The organism is Rhodococcus sp. IEGM 1370 (assembly GCF_033142325.1).
Classification (GTDB): domain Bacteria; phylum Actinomycetota; class Actinomycetes; order Mycobacteriales; family Mycobacteriaceae; genus Rhodococcoides.
The window spans coordinates 56,970-82,089 of the sequence record NZ_JAWLRY010000010.1; the positions used below are offsets into that span (position 1 = coordinate 56,970).

Annotated in this window: 19 protein-coding genes; 14 read left to right on the forward strand and 5 right to left on the reverse strand. The window is 65.8% G+C overall.

Going from position 1 to position 25,120, the window contains the following annotated elements:
- Positions 1-83: 83 nt before the first annotated feature.
- On the forward strand, positions 84-1,445 hold the full coding sequence (locus R4P47_RS14385) for a YibE/F family protein (protein ID WP_269594993.1): 1,362 nt from the start codon (positions 84-86) through the stop codon (positions 1,443-1,445).
- Positions 1,446-1,515: 70 nt separating this feature from the next.
- Here the strand turns inward: R4P47_RS14385 and ald are convergent, their stop codons facing one another.
- Positions 1,516-2,598, reverse strand: a complete 1,083-nt coding sequence (gene ald / locus R4P47_RS14390) for an alanine dehydrogenase (RefSeq protein WP_269594994.1) — start codon at positions 2,596-2,598, stop codon at positions 1,516-1,518.
- Between the two features lie 116 nt (positions 2,599-2,714).
- Between ald and R4P47_RS14395 the strand changes: the two genes are divergently transcribed.
- Positions 2,715-3,239 (forward strand): Lrp/AsnC family transcriptional regulator, encoded by a 525-nt coding sequence (locus R4P47_RS14395; RefSeq protein WP_068055430.1) that lies wholly within the window; start codon positions 2,715-2,717, stop codon positions 3,237-3,239.
- Between the two features lie 6 nt (positions 3,240-3,245).
- On the opposite strand, the gene R4P47_RS14400 is transcribed toward R4P47_RS14395, so the two are convergent.
- Both R4P47_RS14400 and R4P47_RS14405 read right to left on the reverse strand, forming a co-directional pair.
- Positions 3,246-5,216 (reverse strand): Hsp70 family protein, encoded by a 1,971-nt coding sequence (locus tag R4P47_RS14400; protein WP_269594995.1) that lies wholly within the window; start codon positions 5,214-5,216, stop codon positions 3,246-3,248.
- 175 nt (positions 5,217-5,391) lie between these two features.
- On the reverse strand, positions 5,392-6,792 hold the full coding sequence (locus tag R4P47_RS14405; RefSeq protein ID WP_269594996.1) for a rod shape-determining protein: 1,401 nt from the start codon (positions 6,790-6,792) through the stop codon (positions 5,392-5,394).
- A 268-nt stretch (positions 6,793-7,060) separates the two neighbouring features.
- On the opposite strand from R4P47_RS14405, the gene R4P47_RS14410 reads away from it, so the two are divergent.
- The 12 genes from R4P47_RS14410 to R4P47_RS14465 all read left to right on the forward strand — a co-directional run bounded on the left by R4P47_RS14410 (position 7,061) and on the right by R4P47_RS14465 (position 21,474).
- Complete coding sequence (locus R4P47_RS14410) at positions 7,061-7,318, forward strand: acyl carrier protein (protein ID WP_032396368.1); 258 nt, start codon at positions 7,061-7,063, stop codon at positions 7,316-7,318.
- Positions 7,319-7,322: 4 nt separating this feature from the next.
- Positions 7,323-8,477, forward strand: a complete 1,155-nt coding sequence (locus tag R4P47_RS14415; protein ID WP_269594997.1) for an acyl-CoA dehydrogenase family protein — start codon at positions 7,323-7,325, stop codon at positions 8,475-8,477.
- Positions 8,477-9,424: an amino acid--[acyl-carrier-protein] ligase gene (locus tag R4P47_RS14420; RefSeq protein WP_149407378.1), complete on the forward strand. Its 948-nt coding sequence runs from the start codon at positions 8,477-8,479 to the stop codon at positions 9,422-9,424. Before R4P47_RS14415 ends, R4P47_RS14420 begins: the two co-directional genes overlap by 1 nt.
- 43 nt (positions 9,425-9,467) lie before the next feature.
- Positions 9,468-11,240 (forward strand): alpha/beta fold hydrolase, encoded by a 1,773-nt coding sequence (locus R4P47_RS14425; RefSeq protein ID WP_283347422.1) that lies wholly within the window; start codon positions 9,468-9,470, stop codon positions 11,238-11,240.
- Complete coding sequence (locus tag R4P47_RS14430; protein WP_283347423.1) at positions 11,237-12,919, forward strand: lipopolysaccharide biosynthesis protein; 1,683 nt, start codon at positions 11,237-11,239, stop codon at positions 12,917-12,919. The genes R4P47_RS14425 and R4P47_RS14430 overlap by 4 nt, the downstream gene beginning before the upstream one ends.
- Positions 12,916-14,196 (forward strand): hypothetical protein, encoded by a 1,281-nt coding sequence (locus R4P47_RS14435; RefSeq protein WP_283347424.1) that lies wholly within the window; start codon positions 12,916-12,918, stop codon positions 14,194-14,196. The genes R4P47_RS14430 and R4P47_RS14435 overlap by 4 nt, the downstream gene beginning before the upstream one ends.
- Positions 14,193-14,903 (forward strand): DUF998 domain-containing protein, encoded by a 711-nt coding sequence (locus tag R4P47_RS14440; RefSeq protein ID WP_283347425.1) that lies wholly within the window; start codon positions 14,193-14,195, stop codon positions 14,901-14,903. Before R4P47_RS14435 ends, R4P47_RS14440 begins: the two co-directional genes overlap by 4 nt.
- Positions 14,900-15,880: a glycoside hydrolase family 16 protein gene (locus R4P47_RS14445; protein ID WP_283347426.1), complete on the forward strand. Its 981-nt coding sequence runs from the start codon at positions 14,900-14,902 to the stop codon at positions 15,878-15,880. The genes R4P47_RS14440 and R4P47_RS14445 overlap by 4 nt, the downstream gene beginning before the upstream one ends.
- 47 nt (positions 15,881-15,927) lie before the next feature.
- Positions 15,928-17,214, forward strand: a complete 1,287-nt coding sequence (locus R4P47_RS14450) for a glycosyltransferase family 2 protein (RefSeq protein WP_255183129.1) — start codon at positions 15,928-15,930, stop codon at positions 17,212-17,214.
- On the forward strand, positions 17,195-19,444 hold the full coding sequence (locus R4P47_RS14455) for a hypothetical protein (RefSeq protein ID WP_269595002.1): 2,250 nt from the start codon (positions 17,195-17,197) through the stop codon (positions 19,442-19,444). Before R4P47_RS14450 ends, R4P47_RS14455 begins: the two co-directional genes overlap by 20 nt.
- A gap of 219 nt (positions 19,445-19,663) precedes the next feature.
- Positions 19,664-20,515 carry a glycosyltransferase family 2 protein gene (locus tag R4P47_RS14460; RefSeq protein WP_411567339.1) on the forward strand — a complete coding sequence of 284 codons (852 nt, stop codon included), beginning with the start codon at positions 19,664-19,666 and terminating at the stop codon, positions 20,513-20,515.
- A complete protein-coding gene (locus tag R4P47_RS14465; protein WP_269595004.1) occupies positions 20,512-21,474 on the forward strand; it encodes a glycosyltransferase family 2 protein in 963 nt (320 codons plus the stop codon). The genes R4P47_RS14460 and R4P47_RS14465 overlap by 4 nt, the downstream gene beginning before the upstream one ends.
- 43 nt (positions 21,475-21,517) lie before the next feature.
- On the opposite strand, the gene R4P47_RS14470 is transcribed toward R4P47_RS14465, so the two are convergent.
- Both R4P47_RS14470 and R4P47_RS14475 read right to left on the reverse strand, forming a co-directional pair.
- A complete protein-coding gene (locus R4P47_RS14470; RefSeq protein WP_317785078.1) occupies positions 21,518-23,938 on the reverse strand; it encodes a glycosyl hydrolase 2 galactose-binding domain-containing protein in 2,421 nt (806 codons plus the stop codon).
- Positions 23,935-24,939 (reverse strand): DUF1839 family protein, encoded by a 1,005-nt coding sequence (locus R4P47_RS14475; RefSeq protein WP_149407385.1) that lies wholly within the window; start codon positions 24,937-24,939, stop codon positions 23,935-23,937. Before R4P47_RS14475 ends, R4P47_RS14470 begins: the two co-directional genes overlap by 4 nt.
- Positions 24,940-25,120: the final 181 nt, after the last annotated feature.

Here is a 25,120-nt window from a genome sequence, read left to right on the forward strand (position 1 = left end):
AGGTGGTGGCGGGGGACGCCCCCCTGCTCCCCGCCACCGAGCTCCTCGCATCTGTCACCAACCTGGCCCCGTACTAGCCTTGCATGGTGGAACCACACGGCAATCCTCCCGACGGCACCAAGCCGAGCCTCGACTCCTACGCTGGCCACGGGCACGGGCACGGCCACAGCGATACTCCGGTTCCGTTGGGACCGGTGGCGGCCAAGGTGGTCGTCGGACTGTTGGTCGCCATTGCCATCGCCGTGATCGGTGGTGCGATCGCTCTGTGGCCGAGCCAGCAGAGCGTCGACATCCCGTTGCCGTTCCAGACCTCCGGCGGTGGCGCAGTGTCCACCGAGGCGGGCACCATCACCTCGCAGAGCATCGGGCCCTGCGGAAGTCCCGACGCCGGAAGACCGTTCACCGGTGACCCGACCCCCGCGGTGAACGACTCCTACGAATGCCAGCGCAGCATCGTCGACATCACCACGGGCGAGGACGCGGGCAAGCGCACGGTACTCGAGATCGCTCCGGGGCCCGGGCAACCGACTCTGAGTGCCGGCGAGGACATCCGGTTGGTCGTGCAGACCGACCCTGCCGGTGGAGTCCGCTACTCCTTCAACGACTATTCCCGCGGGCTACCGTTGGCGCTGATCGTAGGCGTGTTCGCCGTGGTCATCTGCGTCGTCGCCCGCTGGCGGGGATTCCGCGCACTGGTCGGCCTGCTCATCGCGTTCGCCGTGCTGGTCGTGTTCATGCTGCCCGCCCTGCTCGACGGTGCACCCGCCATTCCGGTGGCCCTCGTCGCCGGTGCGGTGATTCTGTATGCCGTGCTCTATCTGGCGCACGGGGTGAACCTTCGGACCAGCTCGGCGCTGCTGGGCACCCTCACCTCGATGGCGGTGGCGGCAGTGCTGTCGTACGTCGCCATCCGCATGACCCACCTGACCGGATTGTCCGAGGAACAGAACACCGCCGTACAGACGTACATCGGCAACGTCAGCGTCACCGGTCTACTGTTGGCCGGCTTCATCATCGGCTCGCTCGGTGTGCTCAACGACGTGACGATCACGCAGGCGTCCGCGGCTTTCGAGCTCGCCTCGGTGGACGAGACGGCGTCGCGGCGCGAGATCTTCACCGCCACGATGCGGGTGGGTCGCGATCACATCGCCAGTACCGTCTACACCCTCGTGCTCGCCTACGCCGGTGGCGCACTGCCGCTGCTGCTGCTCTTCAGCGTCGCCGACCGGTCCATCCAGGACGTGCTCACCGGCGATTCGGTGGCCATCGAGATCGTCCGCTCCGCAGTCGGCGGTGTGGCGCTTGCCCTGTCGGTTCCGCTGACCACGGCGATCGCCGTGCTGTTGGCCCGCCCCATCAACGTGGGCGGGCCCTCCAACCGAGCGCAGCGCCGGGCGACGGCACCCACCCGCAAGAGCAGGCGCTCCGGCCGTCACAGCGCGTGAGCGGCTCCGCCGCATGTGAGCAGAACTTCGTAGCAGGAGCCGAACTTCCGTGCACGTGCGGCGCAGCCGCTCAGGCGAACGCAGCGGCGACGGTCTCCGACAGCAGTGCACCGTTGTGCGTGCTCAGGCCGGCTTTGAGACCCGGGTCCGCCTCGCAGGCAGCTTCCCAGCCCTTGTCGGCGAGTGCGACGACGTACGGCAGGGTGGCGTTGGTGAGCGCGTAGGTGGACGTGCGCGGTACGGCACCGGGCATGTTGGCGACGCAGTAGAACACCGACTCGTGCACCTTGTACGTGGGATCGGCGTGGGTGGTGGCGTGCGAATCCTCGAAGCAGCCGCCCTGATCGATGGCGATGTCGACCAGAACCGAACCCGGCTTCATACGCTGAACCAGACTGTTGGACACGAGCTTCGGTGCCTTCGCTCCGGGCACCAACACTGCGCCGATGACGAGATCCGCTGCGAGAACGGCCTGTTCGAGCTCGTAAGCGTTGGATACCAGAGTTTTCACCGCACCGCGGTACTGATCGTCGATGGCGCGCAGCGCCTTCACATCGAGATCGAGCACGGTGACGTCGGCGTGCATGCCGAAAGCGATTGCGGTGGCGTTCCTTCCGGACACGCCGGCTCCGATCACCACGACGTTGGCGGGGCGGACTCCGGGAACTCCGCCCATCAGAACTCCGCGCCCGCCTTCACTGGACATCAGGTGGTAGGCACCGGCCTGCGGCGCGAGGCGTCCGGCAACCTCACTCATCGGGGCGAGCAACGGCAGGGAACCGTCTGCAGCAGTGACTGTTTCGTAGGCGATGGCGGTGGTACCCGACTCGAGCAGCGCATCGGTGCACGGCTTGGACGCCGCGAGGTGCAGGTAGGTGAACAGCACCTGCCCCTTCCTCAGGCGTGAATACTCCTCGGCGATGGGTTCTTTGACCTTCAACAGCAGGTGCGCAGACTCCCAGACCTCGGCGACATCGGTGAGAATCTGCGCTCCGGCGGCCTTGTAGTCGGTATCGGTGAACGACGAACCGGCTCCTGCCTCGGTTTCGATGATCACTTCGTGTCCTCGCGAGACCAGTTCGTGCACGCCTGCCGGGGTGATGGCCACCCGGTATTCGTGGTTCTTGATCTCGCGTGGAATTCCGATCTTCATGGCGGCCTCCTCGGTGGCGGGTGATGTGAAGCCGGGGCTCCATCCGTGTAGGCCAACTATGAATTATCTACGAAATACCCGCAACGGAAGTGAATATAATTCTGTACAATCCCAGAATGGTGAGCAATAGTTCGTTCGAGACGGGTGAAGCGGGGTCTCGGTCGAACGATGTTCGGTCGGTGCCACTGGACCGAATCGACCACATCCTGCTCGACGAGCTCCGCCGCGACGCCCGTACACCAAACAACGCGCTCGCTGCCGCGGCCGGGATCGCACCGTCGACCGCACTGGCGCGGGTTCGTGCTCTGGTCGAACGCGGCGTCATCCGCGGCTTCCACGCCGAGATAGACCCCGAGGCACTCGGCCAGGGCATTCAGGCCATGATCTCGGTTCGGCTGCAAGCAGATGCTCGACGACGCATCAGCGAATTCGGTTCGAAGATCGCCTCACGGAAGGAGACGCTGAACATCTACTTCATTGCCGGTGCGGACGACTTCCTGGTGCATGTGGCAACCGTCGACACCGCCACTCTTCGCGACTTCGTCGTCGAGAATCTCAGCGCCGACCCTGCTGTGGCCGCTACCGAGACCATCCTGATCTTCGAGCACATCAGGCCGCGAAACACTCACGGAGAGAAGTGAATCGGGTCAGGGAGCGGGCGGAGCGATCGGCGGGAAACCGGGCAGCGTGAACTCCGGGAAGCCTGGTATCAGCGGTGGTGGCTGCTGCGTCGTCGGAGGAACGGTCTCGACGGGTGGCAGCGGAGCAGGCTCGGCCGTGGTCGTGGTCGTCGTCGGCTCCGGCGTCCACGGCTCCTGGTAGACCTCGGTCTCCGGTGGCACGGTGGTCGGTTCGACCGTGGTTTCCGGTGCAGGTGCGGGCGGCGGCAACACCGGCGCTGGTGTCACCGACGTGGGCGGCACCGTGGTGGTGGCAACGGGAGCTTCGGTCTGGTTCCGACTGACCGAGGTGTCGACCACCTGCGGTGTGTTCTGCTGGGTGATCATGAACGCGGAGCCGCCCACCACCAACGCGAGACCGAGCGCGAGAACACCTCCGGTGCGGAGCTTGCGCCGAGCCCGGGTGCGGTCGTCCTCGCCGTCGTCGTCGTCGTAATCGGCGTCGAGCCAGTAGACGTTCTTCAGCTGGAACGGAACCGGCTTGCCGTCGTCTGCTGCCTCGGGCCTGGCAGCAGAGTTCTCGGCAGACGAATCCCCCGTGTTCGCGCTCAACGCAACGACCTCCCCGTCGACCCGCGCCCCCTGCACGTGGCCGTCGAGAACATCTTCCACCACCGGTGAGGTCTCCGGAACCGAATCGACTGCACCGGATTCGGCGGAGTCGGTGAACCTCGAGGAAGCGAATTCTCCCGAGGTACCGGCGGAATCGGCCGGGACTTCTGACGCCGGGCCTTCTGACGCCGGGCCTTCGGACACCGGCACTTCGGACACCGGCACCTCGGACACCGTGTCCTGCGAGTGCGCGCCGACCGCTCCCGCCGCTATCCAGGGACGGGCCGGAACAGGACGCGCCGGCGAGGGAGCGGGGACAGGCACACCGGGCGCGGCGTGCTGGGACTCGGTATTCGCCGGAACCGGACGGACCGGCGCGGGTAGCGGCGGCGGCACCGGCACGGAAGCCGGTTCCGAGCGGACCCGCGACGTGGGTTCGGTGGTCATCGGCGCAGCGGACGTCGCCGGCCGATTCGGTGCCCGTCTCGTTCCGGTTCGCGTGCGTGAATGCGGCCGAGCGGCCAGTGCCGCTCCACGTGCAGCGACGGTCTCGGGCTCGGTCGGCACGATCGACGGGAGTTCGAGCAGTGGTCCGACGCGTTTCTGCACGATCGGCATGCGAGCTCCACCGCCGATCAGTACGACGGCGTCGATCGGAACGTTGGCACCGATCATCACGTCGCGCGCGAACTCGATGGCCTCGTCGAGCAGGTCGGTGATGAGCAGCTCGAAGTTCTCTCGGGAGAGCAGGATCATGCCGCTGGCGTCGGGCAGACATACCGCGTCCTGAGTGGACAAGCGTTCCTTGGCAATTCGGCAGCGCTTCTCGAACAACGCCATGTCGGGGTCGGTCGGCTGCTTGCCGAGGCGTTGGAGCTGATTGTTGCGCACGTAGGCGTCGAGCAGATCTCCGCTGTACGCACCGGATCGCTGCGAGGCGATGACGGTGCGCTGGACCAGGTCCACGACGCTGACGGTCAGTCCGGAACTTCCGAGGTCGAAGAGGGCGACGGAATTGCAGTTGCGGGCTTCGCCCGTTGCCGCCAGGTACTCGACGACGGCCTCCACCTCGGGGACCAGGTGGTAGTTGTGCAGGCGCGCACCGCTGAGGGCAGCATGCAGCGCGTCGGCCTGGCGGGGGTCGCGGTAGGCGACGCCGGTGGCCAGTTCGGGCTCGCTCTCGGCTGCGGCACCGATCGATTCGGCGGCCAGATGCGGAAGGTCTCCGCCGACGCTGTCGATGAGTTCGTTGCGGAAGAACAAGGGCCGGTCGATGTCGGTGACCAGGCCGGATGGGTCGCCGACGGGTGACCCGAACTGTTCGGCTCGGGGCTGCGCCGTGCGCACGGCTCGGGTCCCCATGGACACCCCAAGCAGCACAGTCACGGTTGTCGGCCTCATTTCGATCGGCAGTTGTCTTCGGACGCGGTCCACCTCGTCCAGAGCGCCAGGCTACCGCTTCGGCCGAATCGGCGGGGCGCGCGCCCCGGCGGTGGGCGGAGCCGGGCGCAGTGAAACCGGTCGCGCTCCCCACCCGGTTGGCTCGAACCGGACCCGAGGTCTATTCCGGCAGCTCCGGATCGACAGTCGGTAGGTACAGCTCGCCGGCGTAGGTGAACTCGCGCTCGTACAGGTCCGCGTCGGACAATCGAGCGGGCCCGAGCACCGGCAGCTCGGCGGGTCCCGGATCGACCCCGTCGGCCGGACCCGCGACGGCAGAAAGCGCAGCGGCGAACGTGGAATCGGTGGGAATCTGCTGGTCGATCAGCGGAGTGGGCGGCGGTGTGTTTCCCCGGGTGAACACCAGTCCCATTACCGCGACGATCAGCAGACTCACGGCGGCGAGCACGGACGCATCCCGAATCGACCAGGTGCGTCGGCCGCGGCGAACCGGCTCGGCGACGACCCCCGGCTCGGGTGCCGCGGGTTCGAGCACCTCGGGCTGCAGGAGTGCAGGTTCGTCGAGGTCGATGTCTGCCGGGGCCGTGTCGAAGGTGGTCGACGGGATCGTCAGATCCTCGGTCGCGAGTTGGTCGACGGTGAGGCCGTCGACCATCCACTCCTCGACGGTGTCGAAGTCCAGCATCTCCGGCTCGGCGAGCATCTCGGGCGCATCGAGCAGTTCCGATGCATCGTCCGGGACGGTGATGATTCCCACATCGGCATGAAGAGAGCCGTCGAAAGGGGTTTCGGCGGGCCTTTCGTCGAGTGCCGCGCCCTCGGCGATGGCCATTGCAGGGTCGTCCGGCACGTGGACGGGAACGTTCCACTTGTCCTCGATGATGGTGCGCACCGCGGGGATGGCTGCACCGCCGCCGATCAGCAGTACGGCATCGGGTGCCTGCTTGGAGGCCCAGTCCAAGGCGTCGGAGACGAGCGGTGTGATCTCTCGCTCGAATTCCTTTCGGCTGAGCAACATCGGGCCGCGGTTGGGTGCCCGGACGCCGACCGACGAGCTCACCAACTCCTTGAGCTCGCGGAAGAAGGCCTGGTACTCCTGATCGCCCTCGGGGCCGACCGGAGCCGGCAGAATGCCCTTGGCCATCACGATGCCGCGGACCACCTCGTCGAAGCGGTCACCGCTGATGTCGACGGTGCGTGCGGTCCACTCGACGTACTCTCCCGCGACATCGAGTGCGGTGGCCGAAAGCCCCTTCTTTCCCAGGTCGACGACCAGGACGTAGTCCTTGTCGGCCAGTTCCGGAACGGTGCGGGCATAGGCGAGCAGGGCGCGGGACTCCTCGACCATGCGAGCTTTCGGCACGGTGCCGTCGCCGAGGGTCTCCAGCAGCGCCGTCACGGCTGCGGTGTCCCATCCTGCGAGGACGATGTCCTCGAACGGCCCGAGGTCGACGAGCTTGCCGGGCAGCAGGTCGTGTGCACCCTCTGCGTCGATGGAGTCCTCGACGCGGCGGCCGTCGGCGATGTACGCGATGCGCACGGCACCGGTACCCACTGACACCCCGCAGACTCCACCCATAGACCAGACAGTCCTTCACAGATTGTGTTTCGACGCCCGATCCGGCGCCCGTACGAGCCCCCGCTCCACTCGAAGTGTACGGCGGCTCGGATACCCGATGCGGGCATCCCGGTAACGCTACTAAACAATCTGCGATATTGTTTAAGAGGGTCTGGGGAGACTTTGGGTCGAAAAGGCGCACTGCCAGCCGACCCTGAGTCGACGACGAGGCCGTCCGGTCTCGTGGTTAACGCGATCGGTGGAGGTTTCGATGCAGACGCTCAATGCTCACGACGTGGTTCGAGTGCGAACCGTTCTGGAGAAATTCGGAAAGCTGCCGGTTCCCGTTGAGGGCATCGACGAAGCTGCCGATCTCTACGACAGCGGCCTCACCTCGCACGCCAGTGTCAACGTGATGATCGCGCTCGAGGACGAGTTCGACGTCGAATTCCCCGACACCATGTTGCAGAAGTCGACCTTCGGCAGCATCAACGCGATCGCCGCGGCCATCGCTCAGCTGACGGACTGAGGCCATGACCACCGTCTACGAGAGCTCGATCGACCAGTCGATCACCGACGTGCTGGCCGTGCTGCGGACCTACGCCGACGAAGTCGATCGCGATGCCCGTTTCCCCACCGAATCGGTGGATGCGCTGCGCGACGCCGGCTTGCTCGGGGTCGGAATTCCGCGGGAGTTCGGCGGAGGCGGGGCAACACTGAACGACATAGCCCGGATCTCGCGCGCCCTCGGTGCCGAGTGCGCATCGACGGCGATGATCTTCGTCATGCACCAGTCACAGGTGCTCAGCATCGTCCGCCACGGCAAGTCCGACGCCATGGCAGACCTGCAGCGTCGGATCGTGACCGATCGCATACTGGTGGCGTCGGCCACCACCGAGATCAACATCGGCGGCGACGTCCGCTCGAGCAGTTGCGCGGTGGAGTACGACGGTGAGCAGATCACGCTCAGCAAGAACGCACCGGTCATCTCCTACGGCGAGTACGCGCAGATCGTGTTGGCGACGGCGCGGCGCAGCGTCGACAGCCCGCCGAGCGATCAGGTGCTCGTGGTGTGCGAGAAGCCCGACGTGACGCTCGTCAAGACCGGCACCTGGGACACCCTCGGCTTTCGCGGCACCTGCAGCCCCGGCTTCATGCTGGACGCGCGCACGACGACGTCGAACATCCTGGGCGACAACTACGGCGACATCTCCGCTCAGACCATGCTTCCGGTAGCGCACGTGCTGTGGGGATCTGCGTGGCTCGGCATCGCCGACGCGGCGGTCACCAAGGCGCGCAAGTCGGTGCAGAAGGCCGCACGCAAGACTCCGGGAACGCCGCCGCCGAGCGCGCTGCGTCTCGCGGAGCTGATGGTGGTGCACGAGCAGTTGGTGGACACGGTGTTCGGTGCCGCAGCCAAGTTCGAGGCCGTCTCCGACAGCCCTGCCGAGCTCGGAGCCATCGGTTTCGCACTCAAGATCAACAACGTCAAGGTCACCGCGTCGACGCTCGTCATCGACATCGTCGGCAAGGCACTGCAGATCTGTGGCATCTCCGGCTACCGCCAGGACGGCGAGATGAGCATCGGCCGTCATCTCCGCGATGCGCACGGGTCCGCGATCATGGTCAGCAACGAACGCATCCTGGGGCACAACTCGCAGCTCTCCCTCGTCTACAAGGGAAAATGATGACCACCACACACTCCGCACCGGAGACAGACATCAGCGAACTCGACTCGGCCCGAGCCGCTTTCCGCGCCCAGCTCGTCGACGCCGGCTTGCTGGTTCCCAGCTCGATCCCCGGATTGTACGGGCGCAGTGGCGAATTCGAGGACATCATCGAGTTCGTCGATGCCCGCGTCACCGAGGCAGGCGTCGCCGAACACGGCCGTCAGGCCACTCGATTCCGGTTCGCTCCGGTCTTCCCGCGGGAAGCCTTCGAGCGCACCGACTACATCGCGTCGTTCCCCAACCTCACCGGTGCCATCAACACGTTCGAGGGCGACAACAAGGAACACGCGGCGCTGTTGGCGGAACGATCAGACGGTAAGGACTGGGATCACTTTCTGCACTCGGCGGGCACCATGCTGGTCTCGGCTGCCTGCCATCCGTCGTACTCGATGCTCACCGGCACGCTGCCCGACGAGGGCACGCTGATGGACATCTACGGCTACTGCTTCCGGCACGAACCCGCGGTGGATCCGGCTCGGATGCAGGCATTTCGGATGCACGAGTTCGTTCGAGTCGGCACCCCCGACGACGCGATCGCACACCGCGAACGCTGGGTACCGCGCGGTCTTCAGGTGCTGGCAGATCTGGGGTTGGAAGCCGAGGCGGTCATTGCCAACGACCCGTTCTTCGGTCGCGCCGGACGCATGCTCGCGGCGAACCAGCGCAACGAGAACCTCAAGACCGAACTGGTCGTCAAGCTCTACGGAGATCTCGACGAGGGCACCGCGGTCGTCTCGTGCAACTGCCACCGCGATCACTTCGGGCACACCTTCGGCATCGAGACCGTCGACGGCGAACCGGCCCACAGCGCCTGCGTCGGCTTCGGCATGGAACGCATCGCCCTGGCGATGCTCCGCACCCATGGACTCGATCGATCGGCCTGGCCTGCCGCACTGCGCAACTGATCGATACCGCTTCACCCGTGTACGTACACGAAGGACCAAACCTGTGAACAGTTCCCGCACCGCTCCCCGGCGCATCGGCTCAGTTCTCGCCGAGTCCTCTTCGCGTACGGCGGGCGGCAAGTACTCGATGTGGTTCGGCCCGGCCGACTCACCGCTGTTCGGCACCGTCCATGTGCCGTCCGGCGGTCGGGCGCGCGGCGGTGTGGTGCTGTGCCCACCATTGGGCAAGGAACAGGTCGATTCGTATCGCGGCATGACCCTGCTCGCGCAGAAGCTGTGTGCGCAGGGACTTCTGGTGCTGCGGTTCGACTATCACGGCACCGGGGATTCGTGGGGCGAGCAGGATCAGCCCGACGCGGTGGCGCACTGGCAGCGCAGCATCGTCGAAGCCGTCGCCTACGTTCGTGGTTGCGGGGTGAACGACGTCGGCCTCGTCGGTCTGCGCGTCGGGGCCTTGTTGGCGTGTTCGGTCGCCGCCGAGTGTGGCCCGCTCACCGCGATGACGCTGTGGGATCCGGTGGTCAGAGGACGGTCGTATCTGCACGAGCAGCGCGCGCTGTATTCGGTGAGCGTGACCACCGACTCCGACGCAGATCCGCGGGTGTCGATCATCGGCGCTGTGCTGCATCCCGATTCGGCTGCCGACTTCTCCGCGCTCGATGCCGCGAAGACGAGAACGGACGCACCGGTGCTGGTTGCCACGCGCGCCGAGCGAGCCGATACCAAGCCCGTACGCAGGGTCGTCGAGACTCTCTCGGCTCAGGAACACATTCTGACCGCGCACGACGACTTTCTCGAGCCGAGTGATTTCGAGGTCGTCATCCCGACGTCCGACATCTCCTACCTCGCGACGTGGACGGCGTCGAAGTTCCCCGCGACACCCACCGCCGACGTGGCGGTGAAGCGTCGATCGCGGTTCGTGGTCGACGGAATCCACGAGAACATCGAATACCTGGGCGCACAGGGGCTCTTCGCGATTCGGTCGTCCTCGGATCTGTGCCTGCCCGGTGGACCGACCGTGGTGTTGTATCCCACCGCCAACGAGCACCGTGTCGGCCCGGTCCGTATGTGGGTGGAACTGGCGCGGCTACTGCCTCGCTTCGGAGTGGCCACGATGCGTTTCGATCGTCGCGGCACCGGCGAGAGCGGAATCGTGTCCGATACGGAGTTGACCCGGCTCTACAGCGACGAGGGCAACGAGGATGCACTCACCGCCGTCCGGCAGTCGGGGTCGACCCCGGACAATGTCCTGGTGGCCGGAATGTGCTCGGGCTCCTGGTATTCCAGCTTCGCCGCCCGAGAACTGGGGGTTCGTGCCGCAGTACTGCTCAACACCCTGGACTGGACCACTCGTCGACTCGAATTCGTCAAGCGTTCCTCGATGCACATCGAGGAGACGGGACTGAAGGCTCGCGCACTCGACCGTCTGCACCACTGGGGTGTACGGACCAAGAATGCACTGCAGCCGCGAATTCCGTATGCCCTGTGGATCTGGCTCGGCCGGCGCGGATTGATCCAGGTTCCCGAGATCTCGCTGCGCATTCTCAGCGACCGCCGGGTGCAGACACGAGTTCTGCTCTCCCCCAGCGACACCGCCTGGTTCGAAACCAATCGTGGCCCGGAGGGAATGCGCCGGCTCCGACGCCGATCGTCGGTGCCCACCGTCACCTCGTTCGAGTCCGGTGATCACTCGCTCTACGGCCGCGACCTGCGCGAGAACGTGCGAGCCGAACTTCTCGCGGTCACTGCTGCTGCATTCGACCTCGAGATCACTGCTCCGTCGCCTCCCGTCGCAGTGGGGCGGGTTCGATTGTGAAGCACCGCGCTCCCCGAATCCTGCCGCCCAAGCACGAACAGCTCGAACAACTTCGGTGGTATCCGGTCGAACCGGCTCGGTTCGACCTGGGTCTGATGAACAGCCCGACGATGCCGGTGCAGACCGTGCCTCGGCACGATGCCGTGCAGTCGGTCGATGTGTCTCCGATCGCCGACCCCGTCGAACATTCGGCACCCGAGACGGGACCGGGTTCGAAGGCCTCCGATCGCAACCTCGCGCTCAACTCGATGGCCCTGATGCTCTCGACGGCCATCACCGGCGCACTCGGCCTGCTGTTCTGGGCTGCAGCCGGTCGGCTCTACCCCGTCGCCGAGGTGGGCAGCGCGTCGGCGGTCATCACCTCCGCGGTGATGCTCTCCACGTTGTCCAATCTGAGCCTCGGTTCGATGTACGAGCGATTCCTTCCGATCTCGGGCCGGTTGGCCAAGTCGTTCATCGTGCGCGGCTACCTCACCGTCACCGCGTTCGCGTTCGTGCTCGGCGGCGGCTTTTTGCTGGTTGCACCGGTGGATGAGATGTTCACCAACACCGCTGAAATCGTCTCGTTCCCGTTCTTCGTCGCAGTGCTCGCGGTGTTCGCGCTGCAGGATCAGACCTCCTCCGGCCTGGGCGTCGCCCGATGGGCGGCCGCCAAGAACGTCTTTCACGCCGTCTTCAAGTTCGTGTTGTTGTTGGCGCTCTTCTCGACCGAGCGCAGCACCTCGATCATCTCCGCCTGGGCCGTCCCCGCGATCGTGGCGTCGATCTTCGTCCTGCGCGCGATCCTGAAGAACGTCCGCACCGAACAGCGGTACGCCGGCAAGCCGGATCTGCCGCCCCGGCGTGAGATGTGGGCCTACTTCGGTTCGGCGTACGGCATCACCGCGCTCGGCTCGCTCGCTCCGCTGCTCGTGCCGATGATCGTCGTCGCCACCCTCGGTGCCGAGCAGAACGCCTACTTCTCGCTCACCTGGTCGATCGTCAGTGCTCTGTACATTCTCATCAGCGTGTTGATCGGACCGTACGTCGCCGAGGTCGCCGCCCACCCCGAACAGTTCCACCGCCTGACGAAGCGATTCATGAGCCTCGTGTGCATCGTCGCGGTGGGCGGGTCGATCTTCCTGGCGTTCGTTGCACCGTTCGGACTCGGCCTGATCGGCCAGGGCTATCGCGATCAGGGCACCATCATCGTGCAGTTGGCCGCGCTGACCATCCCGCTCTCCGTCGTCGGTTCCCTGTACGACGGTTTGGCTCGGGTCCGTCGGCGCATGCGACTGGCCGTGATCGTGCAGGTGGTGGCCACCTCGATCATCATCGGCGGCTCGGTGGCACTGTCGTCGTCGATGGGCATCGCGGCCGTCGGCTGGGCGTACCTCGCCGCGGAGGCGTTCGGGGCAGTCGTTCTGATCGTGCCGCTCGTCCGATGGATTCGTGAGCTGTCCGCAGGCAGCAACGGCGAGTCCGGTGACGACCAGGGCCCGTCGGGCTCTCCCGGACCCCGCGGGCCGATCGACGACAGCGACGCCCGCCCACCTCGATCGCGTCATCGCGAGCCACGCCACGCCGAACCCCGCCACGCGGAACCGCCTCGCCGCGAGCCACAGGACGGCCGGCCGCAGCTCGACGAACCGTCACCGCGTCGCATCCCTGTCCACGCTCAACACAGGACGGCACCATGACTCAGACCTATCGCGCCAGTTCACTGGACATGCTTCGGTCCGATTCGCGCATCGTGACCGTGCTGGGACCTGCGGACTTCGGTGATCTCGCACGAGTGCGGAGCCGGGTACTCGCACTGGCCTCGATCGGTCCTGCGACGCGGCTGGGCCTGCGCGCCGACCAGTCTTCGGCCGGCTGGGTCTACGAGCCGGAGCGGGTGGTCGAGCACATCGTCGAGGGACCCGCCGTCGATCACGAGCAGTTGGCCAAGGAGCTCACCGAGTTCTCGCACGCGTCCGTTCCCGAGATCACTCTGCGGATCCGTCTGGCCGGTCGCTACCTGTTCCTCGATCTCAATCACGGTATCGGCGACGCTCTGTTGCCGGTCGACCTGTTCGCCTACTTGGCCGACGCACGTCCCGACGCCCCGCTTCCGGCGTGGGCGAGCAGAGCCATCGACGGTCACCCTCTCCGAAAAGCACTGTTGCGCTGGATCGTTCGAAATCCCAGGAAAGTCTTCGACACGATCCACGACCGCGTCCGTCCCGGTCCGAACCCGGAATACGCAGCCACCACCGCCGCGCCGGACACCGCATCGCCGACGGCATCTCGGCCGTGGGCACCGTCCGCGGCGGTGGCCACCGTGGTGACGCAATCGGGTACCACCGATGCGATCCGGCGGTGGCGGGAATCCCACCTGCCCGGCGCGAGTGTCAGCGCGGTCATGTGTGCCGCCGTGGCTGCGGCGTTCGCGCGCACGTCGTTGTCACTCGATCGTTCCGCGGCGTTTCTGTTCGACTGCCGCCGCTACCTTCCGCCGTCGACGGTAGTGCTCGGCAACTTCGCGGCCGGGATCCGTTTCTCCGACATCGATCCCACCTCGGCCGGGGAGGTGCACGGGGCACTGTCCGGTGCCATCGCCAAGGGCCGTCCCATCGCATCCGCGACGATCAGCACCATCAGGTACAAGCGTGAACACAAGGCCGTCTCCGGGGTGTTCGGAGACAAAGTTCCGGTTCGCCCCAGAGTTCAGCTCATGTACTCCGATCTCGGTAGGGTCAGGCAGTTGGAGCAGGTCTCCTGGGTTGCCGATCCCGCCGACCGCGCCTTCTTCGTGATCGCCGATCCGGGACTACCGGAGTCGGTGATGATCACGATGGAGACCATCGGTTCGGTCGTGTTCGTCTCGGCGTCGTTCCACGACAATGTTTTCGATCGCCACACAGTGCAAGCCGCACTCGATCTCGTAGCAGCGAACCCCCTCGCATTGCTGGCCCCTCAGGAGAAAACTGCATGACCATCGAAGCGAAGCGCCCCACCGAACCCGAAGCGAACAGTCCGACGTCGAGCACCGGTGCGCCTGCAACGAAGCGATCGGTCTTCGTTGCCCACGTCGCTCGGTGGGCGGGCTTGTCGGTGGTGCAGTTCGTCCTCGTCGAGTACATCGTCTCGGCCACGTGGCGTGGTCTCTACAGCTACCGGAACAACTACATCAGCGAGCTCGGCGTTCCTTTCTGCGGACCTACCGGTAACTGGCCGTGCAGCCAGCTCTACGTGCTGCTGAACGCCTCGATGGTGCTGTTCGGTGTGGCGATCGCCGCGGTGGGCGCATCGTGGTACATCGTTCGCCGGATCGACGGCAGGGCCGCGTCGTTCTTCCTCGTGGCCGGCGCAGGTGCCACGACCGCCGGCGTGATCAACCAGGGCGTGAACTACCCCATTCACTCGTTCGGAGCCACCGCGTTCTTCATCTTCGGAAACTTCGGCCTCGTCGTCGCGGGCGGGCACCGGAGTCTGCCGCGTGGTATCCGCATCGTCGTGACCGCGCTCGGTGCCGTCGGTCTGGCCGGCTACTTCGCCTACATGAGCGGTCACGAGTTCGGTCTCGGTATCGGCAGCATGGAACGCATCGCCACCTATGCACTTCTCGTGGGCATAGTCGTGCTCTCGGTCTCGCAGTTCAACGCGACGCGAGTTCCGAAGAACGTCGACGAGACCGCGTGAGTCGTCATGCCGCATCGAGCCACGAGTCCGGAACGGGGACCGTCGAGGTTTCGCGGCTGCCAGGAACCGGGCTCATCGTCGAGCCTCCACGTCGACGCTGGCCTTCCGTTCTGGCGTTCCTCGTCGTGCTGGGTCTGGTCGTCACCGGAACCGTGTACGGGTTGACGCAGCGCTCGGACGGAGCCGACCCCGACTCCACTGCGCAGGGCACCGTCGACGCCACCTCCACGACGTCGGCGTCGAATACCGAAGCCGCCAAGCCCGGATTCACCGTCTACGACGACTTCTCGGGCACGGCGGGTGATGCCATGTCGGACGACCGTTGGAGTCACGATGTCGGACAGACCGGTTGGGGCAACAACGAGAAGCAGGACTACACCGATTCGACCGAGAACTCGTCTCTCGACGGTGACGGCCACATGGTCATCAACGCGATGCGCAACGGTGACGGGTACACCTCGGCCCGAGTGACCACCAAGGACAAGTTCGAGTTCACCTACGGCCGCATCGAGGCCAGGATCAAGATGCCGGCCGGAGCCGGACTGCACCCGGCGTTCTGGATGCTCGGTACCGACCTGGACTCGGTCGGCTGGCCGCTGTCCGGCGAGATCGACATCATGGAGACGTTGAACCAGGCCGACCAGTACCACACCGGAATCCATGCCCCCCAACCTGATTCGTTGACCAGCCAGAAGGTGGACGCAGGCGGGATTCCGCCCGAGCCACTGTCCGAGAACTTCCACACCTACTGGGTCGAGCGCTCTCCCGGCCGCGTGACCACCGGCATCGACGGCACCACCTTGGCCACGATCACTCCGGCAGACCTCACCGGCGGCAACGACTACTGGGTCTTCGACAAGCCGTTCTTCCTGCTGTTCAACGTCGCCGTCGCCGGTGACTGGCCCGGCCCCACCGACAACTCCACGCCGTTCCCGGCGACCATGGCGGTCGACTGGGTGCGGTATCGCGCCGACTGAGACCCCGCCCCACCTGCCCGTACGTGTCACTCGAAAGGACCCTCCCCGTGTTACCTCCCGCGCTCCCCAGACTGCAGTCTCCCGAATGGGACGGTGCCGTGTGGATCGGTGACATCGACCTGGAGCAGGATCTTCCGGACTCTCTCGTCCTCGACGGTTCCGACGGTTACCACCGTGCCCGGTTGCTGATCCGACGCGGACCGGACCCCCTCGGCTTCGTCGAACTCGATGTCGTCGACGGCGCGGTCGCGGCAGACGATGCACGGAGGGCGGCGATGTCGCTCGCCCAGGTTCCGATGCCCGATGCTGTGCCCGAGACCGATCGAGCGTTGCCGCCGATCACCGTGGTGATCTGCACTCGTGACCGAGTCGATCATCTGCAGGGCGCGCTCGCGTCGGTGTCCGCTCTGGACTACCCGGATTTCGAGGTGGTCGTCGTCGACAATGCGTCTCCGACCGATGCCACGCAGCAGTACGTTCGGGGGTTGGACGACTCCCGTGTTCGCGTCGTGTCCGAGCCGACGGCGGGTCTGTCGAGGGCCAGGAACACGGGTTTACGGGCAGCGCGGCACGACATCGTCGCCTTCACCGACGACGACGTCGCCGTCGACGCGAGGTGGTTGCGCAGCATCGCGCGCGGCTTCGGGCGGGCCGAGCGGGTCACGTGCGTGTCCGGCATCGTGCCGAGTGGGGAGATCCGCACTCAGGCGCAGGCGTACTTCGATCGCCGCGTCGGGTGGGCGAGTTCGGTGACGCCCCGGGTCTACGACCTGAAGAACCCTCCGGCCGACGTGCCGCTGTTTCCGTTCCAGGTCGGAATGTACGGAACCGGAGCCAATTTCGCGGTCGACCGCGGCCGGATGTTCGATCTGGGAGGATTCGACGAGGCATTGGGAGTGGGATCGCCGACCAACGGCGGTGAGGATCTCGACATGTTCTTCCGGGTGCTGATGGCCGGCGACAAGCTGGTGTACGAGCCTGCGGCCATCGTGTGGCACCGTCACCGCGCCGATCCCGAGGCGTTGGCGGTCCAGGCGCGCGGGTACGGGCTCGGGCTCGGCGCGTGGCTGTACACGGTCGCCACCGACCGCAGATCCGCGAGCCTCGCGGCGAAGGTTGCCGCCCGCCGACTCGGCAGTGCAATTCGGTTGTCGGCCAAGATGAGCAAGGTCGCCTCCCCTCCCGACGATCTCGCTGCCGACCTGCCCGACGGCATCGGCCGGATGGAACTGCTCTCCATCGCCAAGGGCCCCGCGGCCATCCGGCGCAGCAGGCGCGAAGGTCGCGAACGCACTCCGCTGGCGGGGGTGAGCCGTGAACCCGTCCTCGACTGATTCCAGATACCGGTCCATCGCGGATCTGCGGCACAAGCTGTTCGTCCCGTCCGACTGGACCGACTGGCCCATAGGCACCACCGACTTCGCTGCAGGCACGCGGCGGCGCGCGGGTAGCCGATTGCGCTACTCGGACATCAGCGTCCTCGCCGCCCTGTCCGGCCTGGCCTCGATGATCGCGCTGCCGACGCTGGTTCGCGTCGTGCTTCTGACGGTCCTGCTGTTCTTCGGACCCGGTGCCGCGATCCTGTCGTGGGTGCGCATCCCACGCACCGCGGTTCCTGCCGCCCTGCCGATTCTGAGTATCTCGGTGGTGACACTGATGGTGTCGGCGGCGATGTGGGGCTACCGCTGGTCGCCCCGGATGTGGACGTTGTGGCTGTGTCTGGCCCTGATCGGCTCGTCGGTGCTCTGGTACCGCAAGCACGGCCGTCCCGACCTGCCGGTCTGGGTGGCGCAGGCACGTGAGGTCGTCTCGCCGTCGTCGCGAACGTCCGCCCTCGCTTCCGTGAAATTCGCTCTGACCGACCGAGAGACGTTGCGACGCAATGTTGCCGGCCTGATTCTGGCGTTGGCGTTCTTTCTGTGGCTGCCGTTGTTGCCCGGTCTCGAGCGCGCAACGTACTCGCAGTTCGGGCTGCTGACCGCCGGAACCGGCCCTGGTTTGGTGCTGTGCATGGTGCTGATCATGGCGGCGTTCCTGATCGCGCTGCGTCGTCATCAGCTGCGCACCATGCTGGTCGCCATCGGCCTGGCCATCGTGGTCCAGCGATTCACCGTCACCCTCGTCACCTCCGCTCCGATCTACGACTGGACGTACAAGCACGTCGCCGTCACCGAGTTCGTGCTCGATCTGAACCGACTGGCTCCGAGCGGCGTCGACATCTACAGCGAGTGGCCCAGCTTCTTCCTCGTCTCGGCCTGGTTCCAGCACGTCACCGGATACGACACGCTGGCTCTGGCGCACGTGTTCGCGCCGATGATCCACGTGGTGCTCGCGGCGGCCGTCTACGGACTGGCGCGGGTCATGAAGTTCGACAAACGCGCCGCGATCACCGCGGCGATGCTCGCCGAGGTCATCAACTGGGTGGGCCAGGACTACTACTCACCGCAGGCGTGGGCCGTTCTGCTCGCCGTGGGCTTCCTGGCGCTGCTGATGTCCTCCTCGCTCACCCGGTCCGCGGCGTTCCTGTCGATCGTTCCGTTCGCGGCCCTGGTCCCGACGCACCAGCTGACGCCGTACTGGCTGATGGCCGTCACCGGCGTGCTGCTGGTGACGCGGCGAGCCAAGCCGTGGTGGTTGATGATTCCTCTCGGGATCATCCTGCTCGGATACCTGTATCCGCGACTGCCGATCGTGGCACCGTACGGACTCTTCCAGGGGTTCGACCCCGTACAGAACGCCGCGAGCAACGTCGAGGCGGAGGGCGTGCTCGGCAAACAGATCACGTCCCTGGTCTGCCGCGCACTGTCCGGCGGGGTGTTCGTGCTGGCGTTCGTCTCGGCGATCTACGCCTGGCGTACCAAGAAGACGTTCTGGGCACCGATGGTGATGGCGTTCGGATCGATCATGCTGCTCGCCGGGCAGAGCTACGGCGGCGAAGCGATCTTCCGGGTGTACCTGTACGCGATCCCCGGCTGCGTGCTGTTGATCACGCCGCTGTTCCTGGCCCTGTTCGATCGCAAGCCCTCCCAGGATCGCCCGTCCCGGGCCCGCAGGCTCACCGCCCGGACATCGGTTGCGGTCGCCACGGCCGGGGCACTCGGCAGTGCCGTGCTGGGCTTGCAGAGCTACTTCGGCCTGTGGCCGATCGTGCTCGAACACCGCGACCAGATCGACGACGCCCGCGCGGTCGCCGCGCAGTCACCGTCCGGCACCGCAGTCACGATGCTGTACTCCTCGGGCTACCCGGCCCGGTCGACGTCGGACTACGGGCGCCTGACGGAGGCCAACGAGTACTGGGACGTCCCGCTCTACGCGCTGGGCCCCGAGTACATGGAAGGCTTCCCGACGCCGGAGAAGCTCGGCCAGATCGACTACAACGCGTCGGTCAGCGACACACCCACCTACATGGTCCTGACCCGTCAGTCGCTCGAGGCGATGCAGTACTACGGGTTCGTCGCCGACGATGCGGTCGCACGTTTCCGGCAGTGGCTCGCCACCAACTCGGCGTGGTCGGTGCGGTATCAGGACACCAACACGATCGTCTACCAGTACCGATCACGTTGATCTCGTCACAAACTATGACGTGTATCTCCAAACAATCTCCCAGTTGGTTTGTTCGCGGCTTGACAAACTCGTAGCTTCTTTTAAGCTTGCTTTCAGTCAAAGGAAACAGGTTCTTACGCTTGAGAACGAGCGTTATGACACTGTCTGTGGATGCGGCGGGGGTCGATTCACGGAGTTCGGAGACATCTGCCCATCGCACTCGACCCATGTGGAATGGATATGTTGAATCGTCAGAATCCCCGCGTCAGTGTCGTCATCCCGACGCTCAACGAGGCCGCGAACCTTCGTCACGTCCTCCCCTTGCTCTCGCACGACTACGAGCTCGTGCTGGTCGACGGTGGATCCGTCGACGGCACCATCGACGCGGCGCGCGAGATCCGCGGTGACATTCGCATCATCAAGCAGACCCGCAAGGGCAAGGGCAACGCTCTCGCCTGCGGCTTCGAGGCCGCGACCGGGGACATCATCGTCATGTTCGACGCCGACGGTTCGGCCGATGCCGCCGAGATCCCGCGCTTCGTCGACGCCCTGCTCGCCGGTGCCGACTTCGCCAAGGGCAGCCGGTTCTGCGAGGGCGGCGGAAGCCACGACATCACCCCGCTGCGCCGTGCAGGCAACGGTGGCCTGCACCTGGTGGCCAACACCCTCTTCGGGACTCGCTTCTCGGATCTCTGCTACGGCTACAACGCCTTCTGGCGCGACCTGGTGCCGGTGCTGGATCTCCCCGTCGTCGATCAGCCCGGTGCCGAGGGCATGATGCTCTGGGGCGACGGTTTCGAGATCGAGACCATCATCAACTGCCGCTTCGCCGAGGCGTCCGTGCGCATCGAAGAGGTGCCGAGCGTCGAGTCGGCTCGCATCTACGGTCAGAGCAATCTGCGCACCTTCTCCGACGGCTTCCGGGTGCTGCGCACCCTGATGACCGAGCGCATGCGTGCCCGCAAGATCAAGCGCAAGTCCATCGTTCGGCCGTTGCGAGAGTCGGTCGACGCCCGCACCGACATGGACCTCGAGTTCGAGGCCCTGGAGTCGTACAACGAGGTTCTCGAACTCCGCGAGAAGACGGCGTGAGTCTGCCGACTTCCTCGGTCGTCATCTGCGCGTACACCCTGGCTCGGTGGTCCGAACTACAGGCTGCCGTGCGTGCCGTCCTCGATCAGGTCGTTCCGGCGGACGAACTGATCATCGTCATCGATCACAATGCGCAACTGGCCGAACGTGCGCGCGAGGAGTTCTCGCCGCTGCACCGGACCGTGAACGTGGTGGAGAACAACCACCCACGTGGCCTCTCCGGAGCGCGCAACACCTCGCTCGACCTCGCGACCGGTGAGATCGTCGTCTTCTTGGACGACGACGCCTCACCGCGCACCACAGAGTGGCTCGGAGCCATTCTGTCCCATTACTCGGACGATGCCGTGTACGCCGTTGGGGGCTCTGCATACCCGGTATGGCCGGACAAGCGTCCGGCCTTCTTGCCGGCCGAGGTAGTGGGTGAACCCGGCGAACTCGATTGGGTCGTCGGGTGCACCTACCGCGGGCAGCCAACGGAAACCGCTCAGGTCCGCAATCTCATGGGCGCGAACATGTCGTTCCGCCGTGAGCCCGTCGTCGCACTCGGCGGGTTCGTCTCCGGCATCGGCCGGATCGGTCGAGTGCCGCTCGGTTGCGAGGAGACGGAGCTGTGCATCCGTCTGCGTCAGACGCATCCCGACGCCCAGATCGTGTTCGATCCCTCGATCGTCGTCGATCACACCGTCAGCGCAGATCGCACTCGTCCGCGCTATCTCATCACGCGCAGCTACGCCGAGGGCGTATCGAAGGCAGCGATCGCCCGGTTGATCGGGGCCGAGGACGCACTGTCCTCCGAGCGGGCCTACACCGCCAAGATTCTTCCTCGCGCGGTCGGCCGGGAGACCAGCGCAGCGGCCCGCGGCAATCCCGCGCGCGCGTGGGGTGCGATGGCCGTGGTGGCCAGCGTCGGTGCGGCCGGAATCGGCTATGCCCGAGGAAAACTCAGCACGAGCCGCTAGCGGCACGTGCACAGCTTGGGCCATCGACTGAATTCGTAGTCCACTACGAGTTACCGCTCACGACCTTCGGTGCCACCGAGGCCCGCTCCACGGAGTTCAAAGCGCGCACGTGTCCGCGCGGTGCACCCCCGCCGCGACCGACGAGCGTCAGCGTACGAGGTTCGTTCGGTGCCAGGTGGAACCACGAGTCGGATACCTCGAAGCCGTCGATGTCGACGCAGACGTACTGCGCCGGCCAGTCGGATCGGACGATCAGTTCCCATGTTCCAGAATCTTTTTCGACAACATTCGCCGTGAGGCCCACCGTGTTCTGACGACTCTGCGCGCCGACGAGCGCGGTGGTTCGTGCCGCCTCGACGCCGCTGTCGTCCAGAAACAGGACCGTGACGGCGGAGTAGGTGCGGCTGCCGAAGCGGTAGGCGTGGTTGACGTCGGTGAACGTGCCGACGATGGAATCCACCGTCAGTGCGATGGATCCGTTCGCCGGGGCGCTCACCGTGCGTTCGAACTCGTGGCTGCCGCGGGAGGCGTGCAGCACCACTCGAACAGTGCCCGATCGAGCCGGTCCGTCGTTGACCAGTTCCACCGAATAGCCGTCGAGTCCGTTGTCGGACAACAGCAGTGCCACCGGGGCACTGGCCCGCGCCAACGCGTAGAAGGGTGCCTTGGGCACACCGGCGGTGTCGACGATGCCCCAGCCCGCACCGGGGACGGTGTCTCGTAGCGTCAGCACGAGGGCTCCGGCGCACCCCGAGGATGCTCGACGCCAGTGGCCGAACGCTTCGGTGAACGCTTCGACGATCGCCGCTCTACCGTAATCGAGATACAGCTCTGCATCGTCGCGCCGGATCAGGTGTGGGTCGACGCCGAAGATCGTGCGTACGTAGTGATCGCGCACGTCCTCGAAGTCCCAGGACGAGCCGCGGTCGCGTGGGACGGCGGCTTTCCAGTCGGGGTGGTGACCGGCAACGGCCGCGGACCCGAAGAACTTCTCCACCTGCGCCCGTTCCGGGGGAACTGCGAAGGCCAGGCACTCCGCCGCGAAACGTACTCCGGCAGTGCGGATATCGGACAGTGGTCGGAGATAGCCGCCCACCCCGAAGTAGTGTGCGATGCCGTCGCCCACGTGAGTGTGCAGTTCGCCGCTCACGCTGGACGGACTCGAAGTCACGTAGGCGACGCCGGGTAGACGATCGGCGAGAAAGCTGGGAACGACGCTGTCCAGCATCACCATTCGCTGGTCCTCGGCTGCGAGTCCCAACATCGTGGGTTGCTGCTGAGTCTCGCTTCCACCACTGACGACCATCAGGGCGGGGTTGGCGGAGACCGTGTCGGCGAACGCGTCGAGCTCGCGGGTGACCGCTGCGGTGTACGTGTCGTCGGTGGGCGGGTCGACGGTGCCGAACATGACGTCCTGCCACACCATGATGCCCAATTCTGCACACAGGGACCAGAATTCGGCCTGCTCGTACACCAGGGTGCCGACGACGCGCACCATGTTCAGACCCGCCGGTCGGAGCTGCTCGAGCGCCGCCCGCAGCTCGGGCTCCGGCGACCACAACCGCACCGGCTCCAGCGGGGTCCACGTTCCTCCGCGGCAGAAGACGGTCTCGCCGTTGACCGTCAGTACTGCGCCGCCTGCCGTACGGTCCAGCTCGACCGTGCGAAAGCCGACGACGCCCATGGGATGGACGGTGCCGTCGACCTCGAGCGTCACGCGATACGTTCGCGGTCGGCCGTGCGTATGGGGCCACCAGAGTTCGACGTCGGGCAGCGTCACCGCGCAGTCGACGCGCTCGACCGTGCCGAGCTCGAAGGCCCTGTCGTCGATCATGATTCGAGCCACCCCTGGAGCGCCCAGGTCGGCGCGCAGCGTGACGACGCCGTCGGTGCCCGATACCGCCGTCGTCAGGTCGACGCGGTGAACGTCGGGGATGGGGGTCATCGTCACCGGACGCCACGGTCCGACGGGTACCGGAAGGGGCCCGTACACGGGTGCGCGACCGAGCATCGTCGTTCGCTCGTGTCGCAGCCCCTGTGCGGCGATCAGCGACGATCGCCACCGACCGCGGGGGCGTCGGGACTTCAGTTGAGCTGCAAGCGATTCGATGTGGATGGCGATGGTGACGGTGTCTTCGCGGTCCGTCAGATCGAGGGTCTCGGGAACGAACATCGACGTCACGGTTCTGCGATGGACGCCATCGATCCAGATCCGGGCGCGGGTCGCGATGCCGCCGAAGCTCACTCGCACCCGGCGATGGTCACCGGTGGAGACGTGAGTGACGAACCACCAGTCGTGCTCGTCGGGATCCACTGCGAGTGAGTGTCCGAGCGCAGTGGCAACCGTGCCCGGCACCACCGCGTCGACCCAGTCGAGATCTTCCCGTAGATCGGCAGGGTCGAGAACAGAGCCGGCGTCGGTTCGGGCCAGCCGCCACCGAGCGCCGTCGAGCAGATCGATCACGTGCCCAATGCACCTGCAACGATGTCCATGGCGGCAGCCCAGTTCTTGCTCATCTCGATCAGCGGCTCGTCGAGCACCACATCCCGACCACGTGCGGCGCGCGCCATCCGGAATTGGACGGCCTTGGCACCGGAGGCGGCATCGAGGAAGTGCGGCGCTGCCGCAGCGGCTCCCGTGATGCCACGACCTTCGAGGTAGTGCACGTAGTTCGCAGCCAGTTCCGCCGTGGCACCGAACTGCCGGAGCAGGCCGAACGACCAGAGGTGGAATGCGTCGGGTCCCGCAGTCTGTACGAGCGGGATATCGGCGACGATGCGGCGAGCCAGCGCATCGACAGGGTTGCCAGAAGCTCGACGCGCCAGATGAGCGCGAGCGACGTCGAGGTCTCGATCACCGAAACCCGCGTCGAGTACCGCGGGATCCACTCGAATCTGCTCGACGTAGGGCAGCAGCACCTCCGCGTGCGGCTCGGGGGCGAGATTGAATATCCCGTCGAAGTCGGCTCCGGTGAGCTCGAAATAGCCGCGGTTGTGGAAGTACCCCATCACCTTGCCGTCGCGATCGACGAGATTCGGCACGATGGTGGTTTTGGTGTGCTGGTTGCGATAGCTGGTTCCCGCCGTATCGGGCAGCCAGAAGCCGTCGACCTCCACGGTGACGTGGATGCCGTCTTCCAGGCCTTCGACGACGTGCTCGAGTACGGGACGCCACACGTTCATCTCGGCAACGCCGATGCCGTACAGGCTGCGTAGGTCCTCGGGAGCGATCTTCACGAAATCCCACTGTCGCCCGTCGCATCCGGCGCTCAGCACGAAGGCGAGAGCCGGAGTGGGATCTGCACCGAACGAGTGCAGAACTTCGATCCACAGGTCGACGTAGCAGTTGGTCTCGGTCCAGATGCGGTCGTGATTGTGTATCGGGTGTGGTCGGTAACCGATGGGTTCGAGTTCGAGGACTCGTAGGCTGGTACCGAGCCTGTCCAGCACTGCATCGTTCGACATGAAGCCTCTCCTACCGGATCGAATGTCGGACGGTCCCCGAGCCGCATTTGTCCGTATTGCCTGTATCCAGGCCCCTAATCCTAACGAATCGGTTTGTTCTTCGCATTCGATCGGACGGTAAGATTGTTTTTGCCCGGGCAAACTATTTCCAGGGCCACCATCTCGACAGCAGCGATACCCG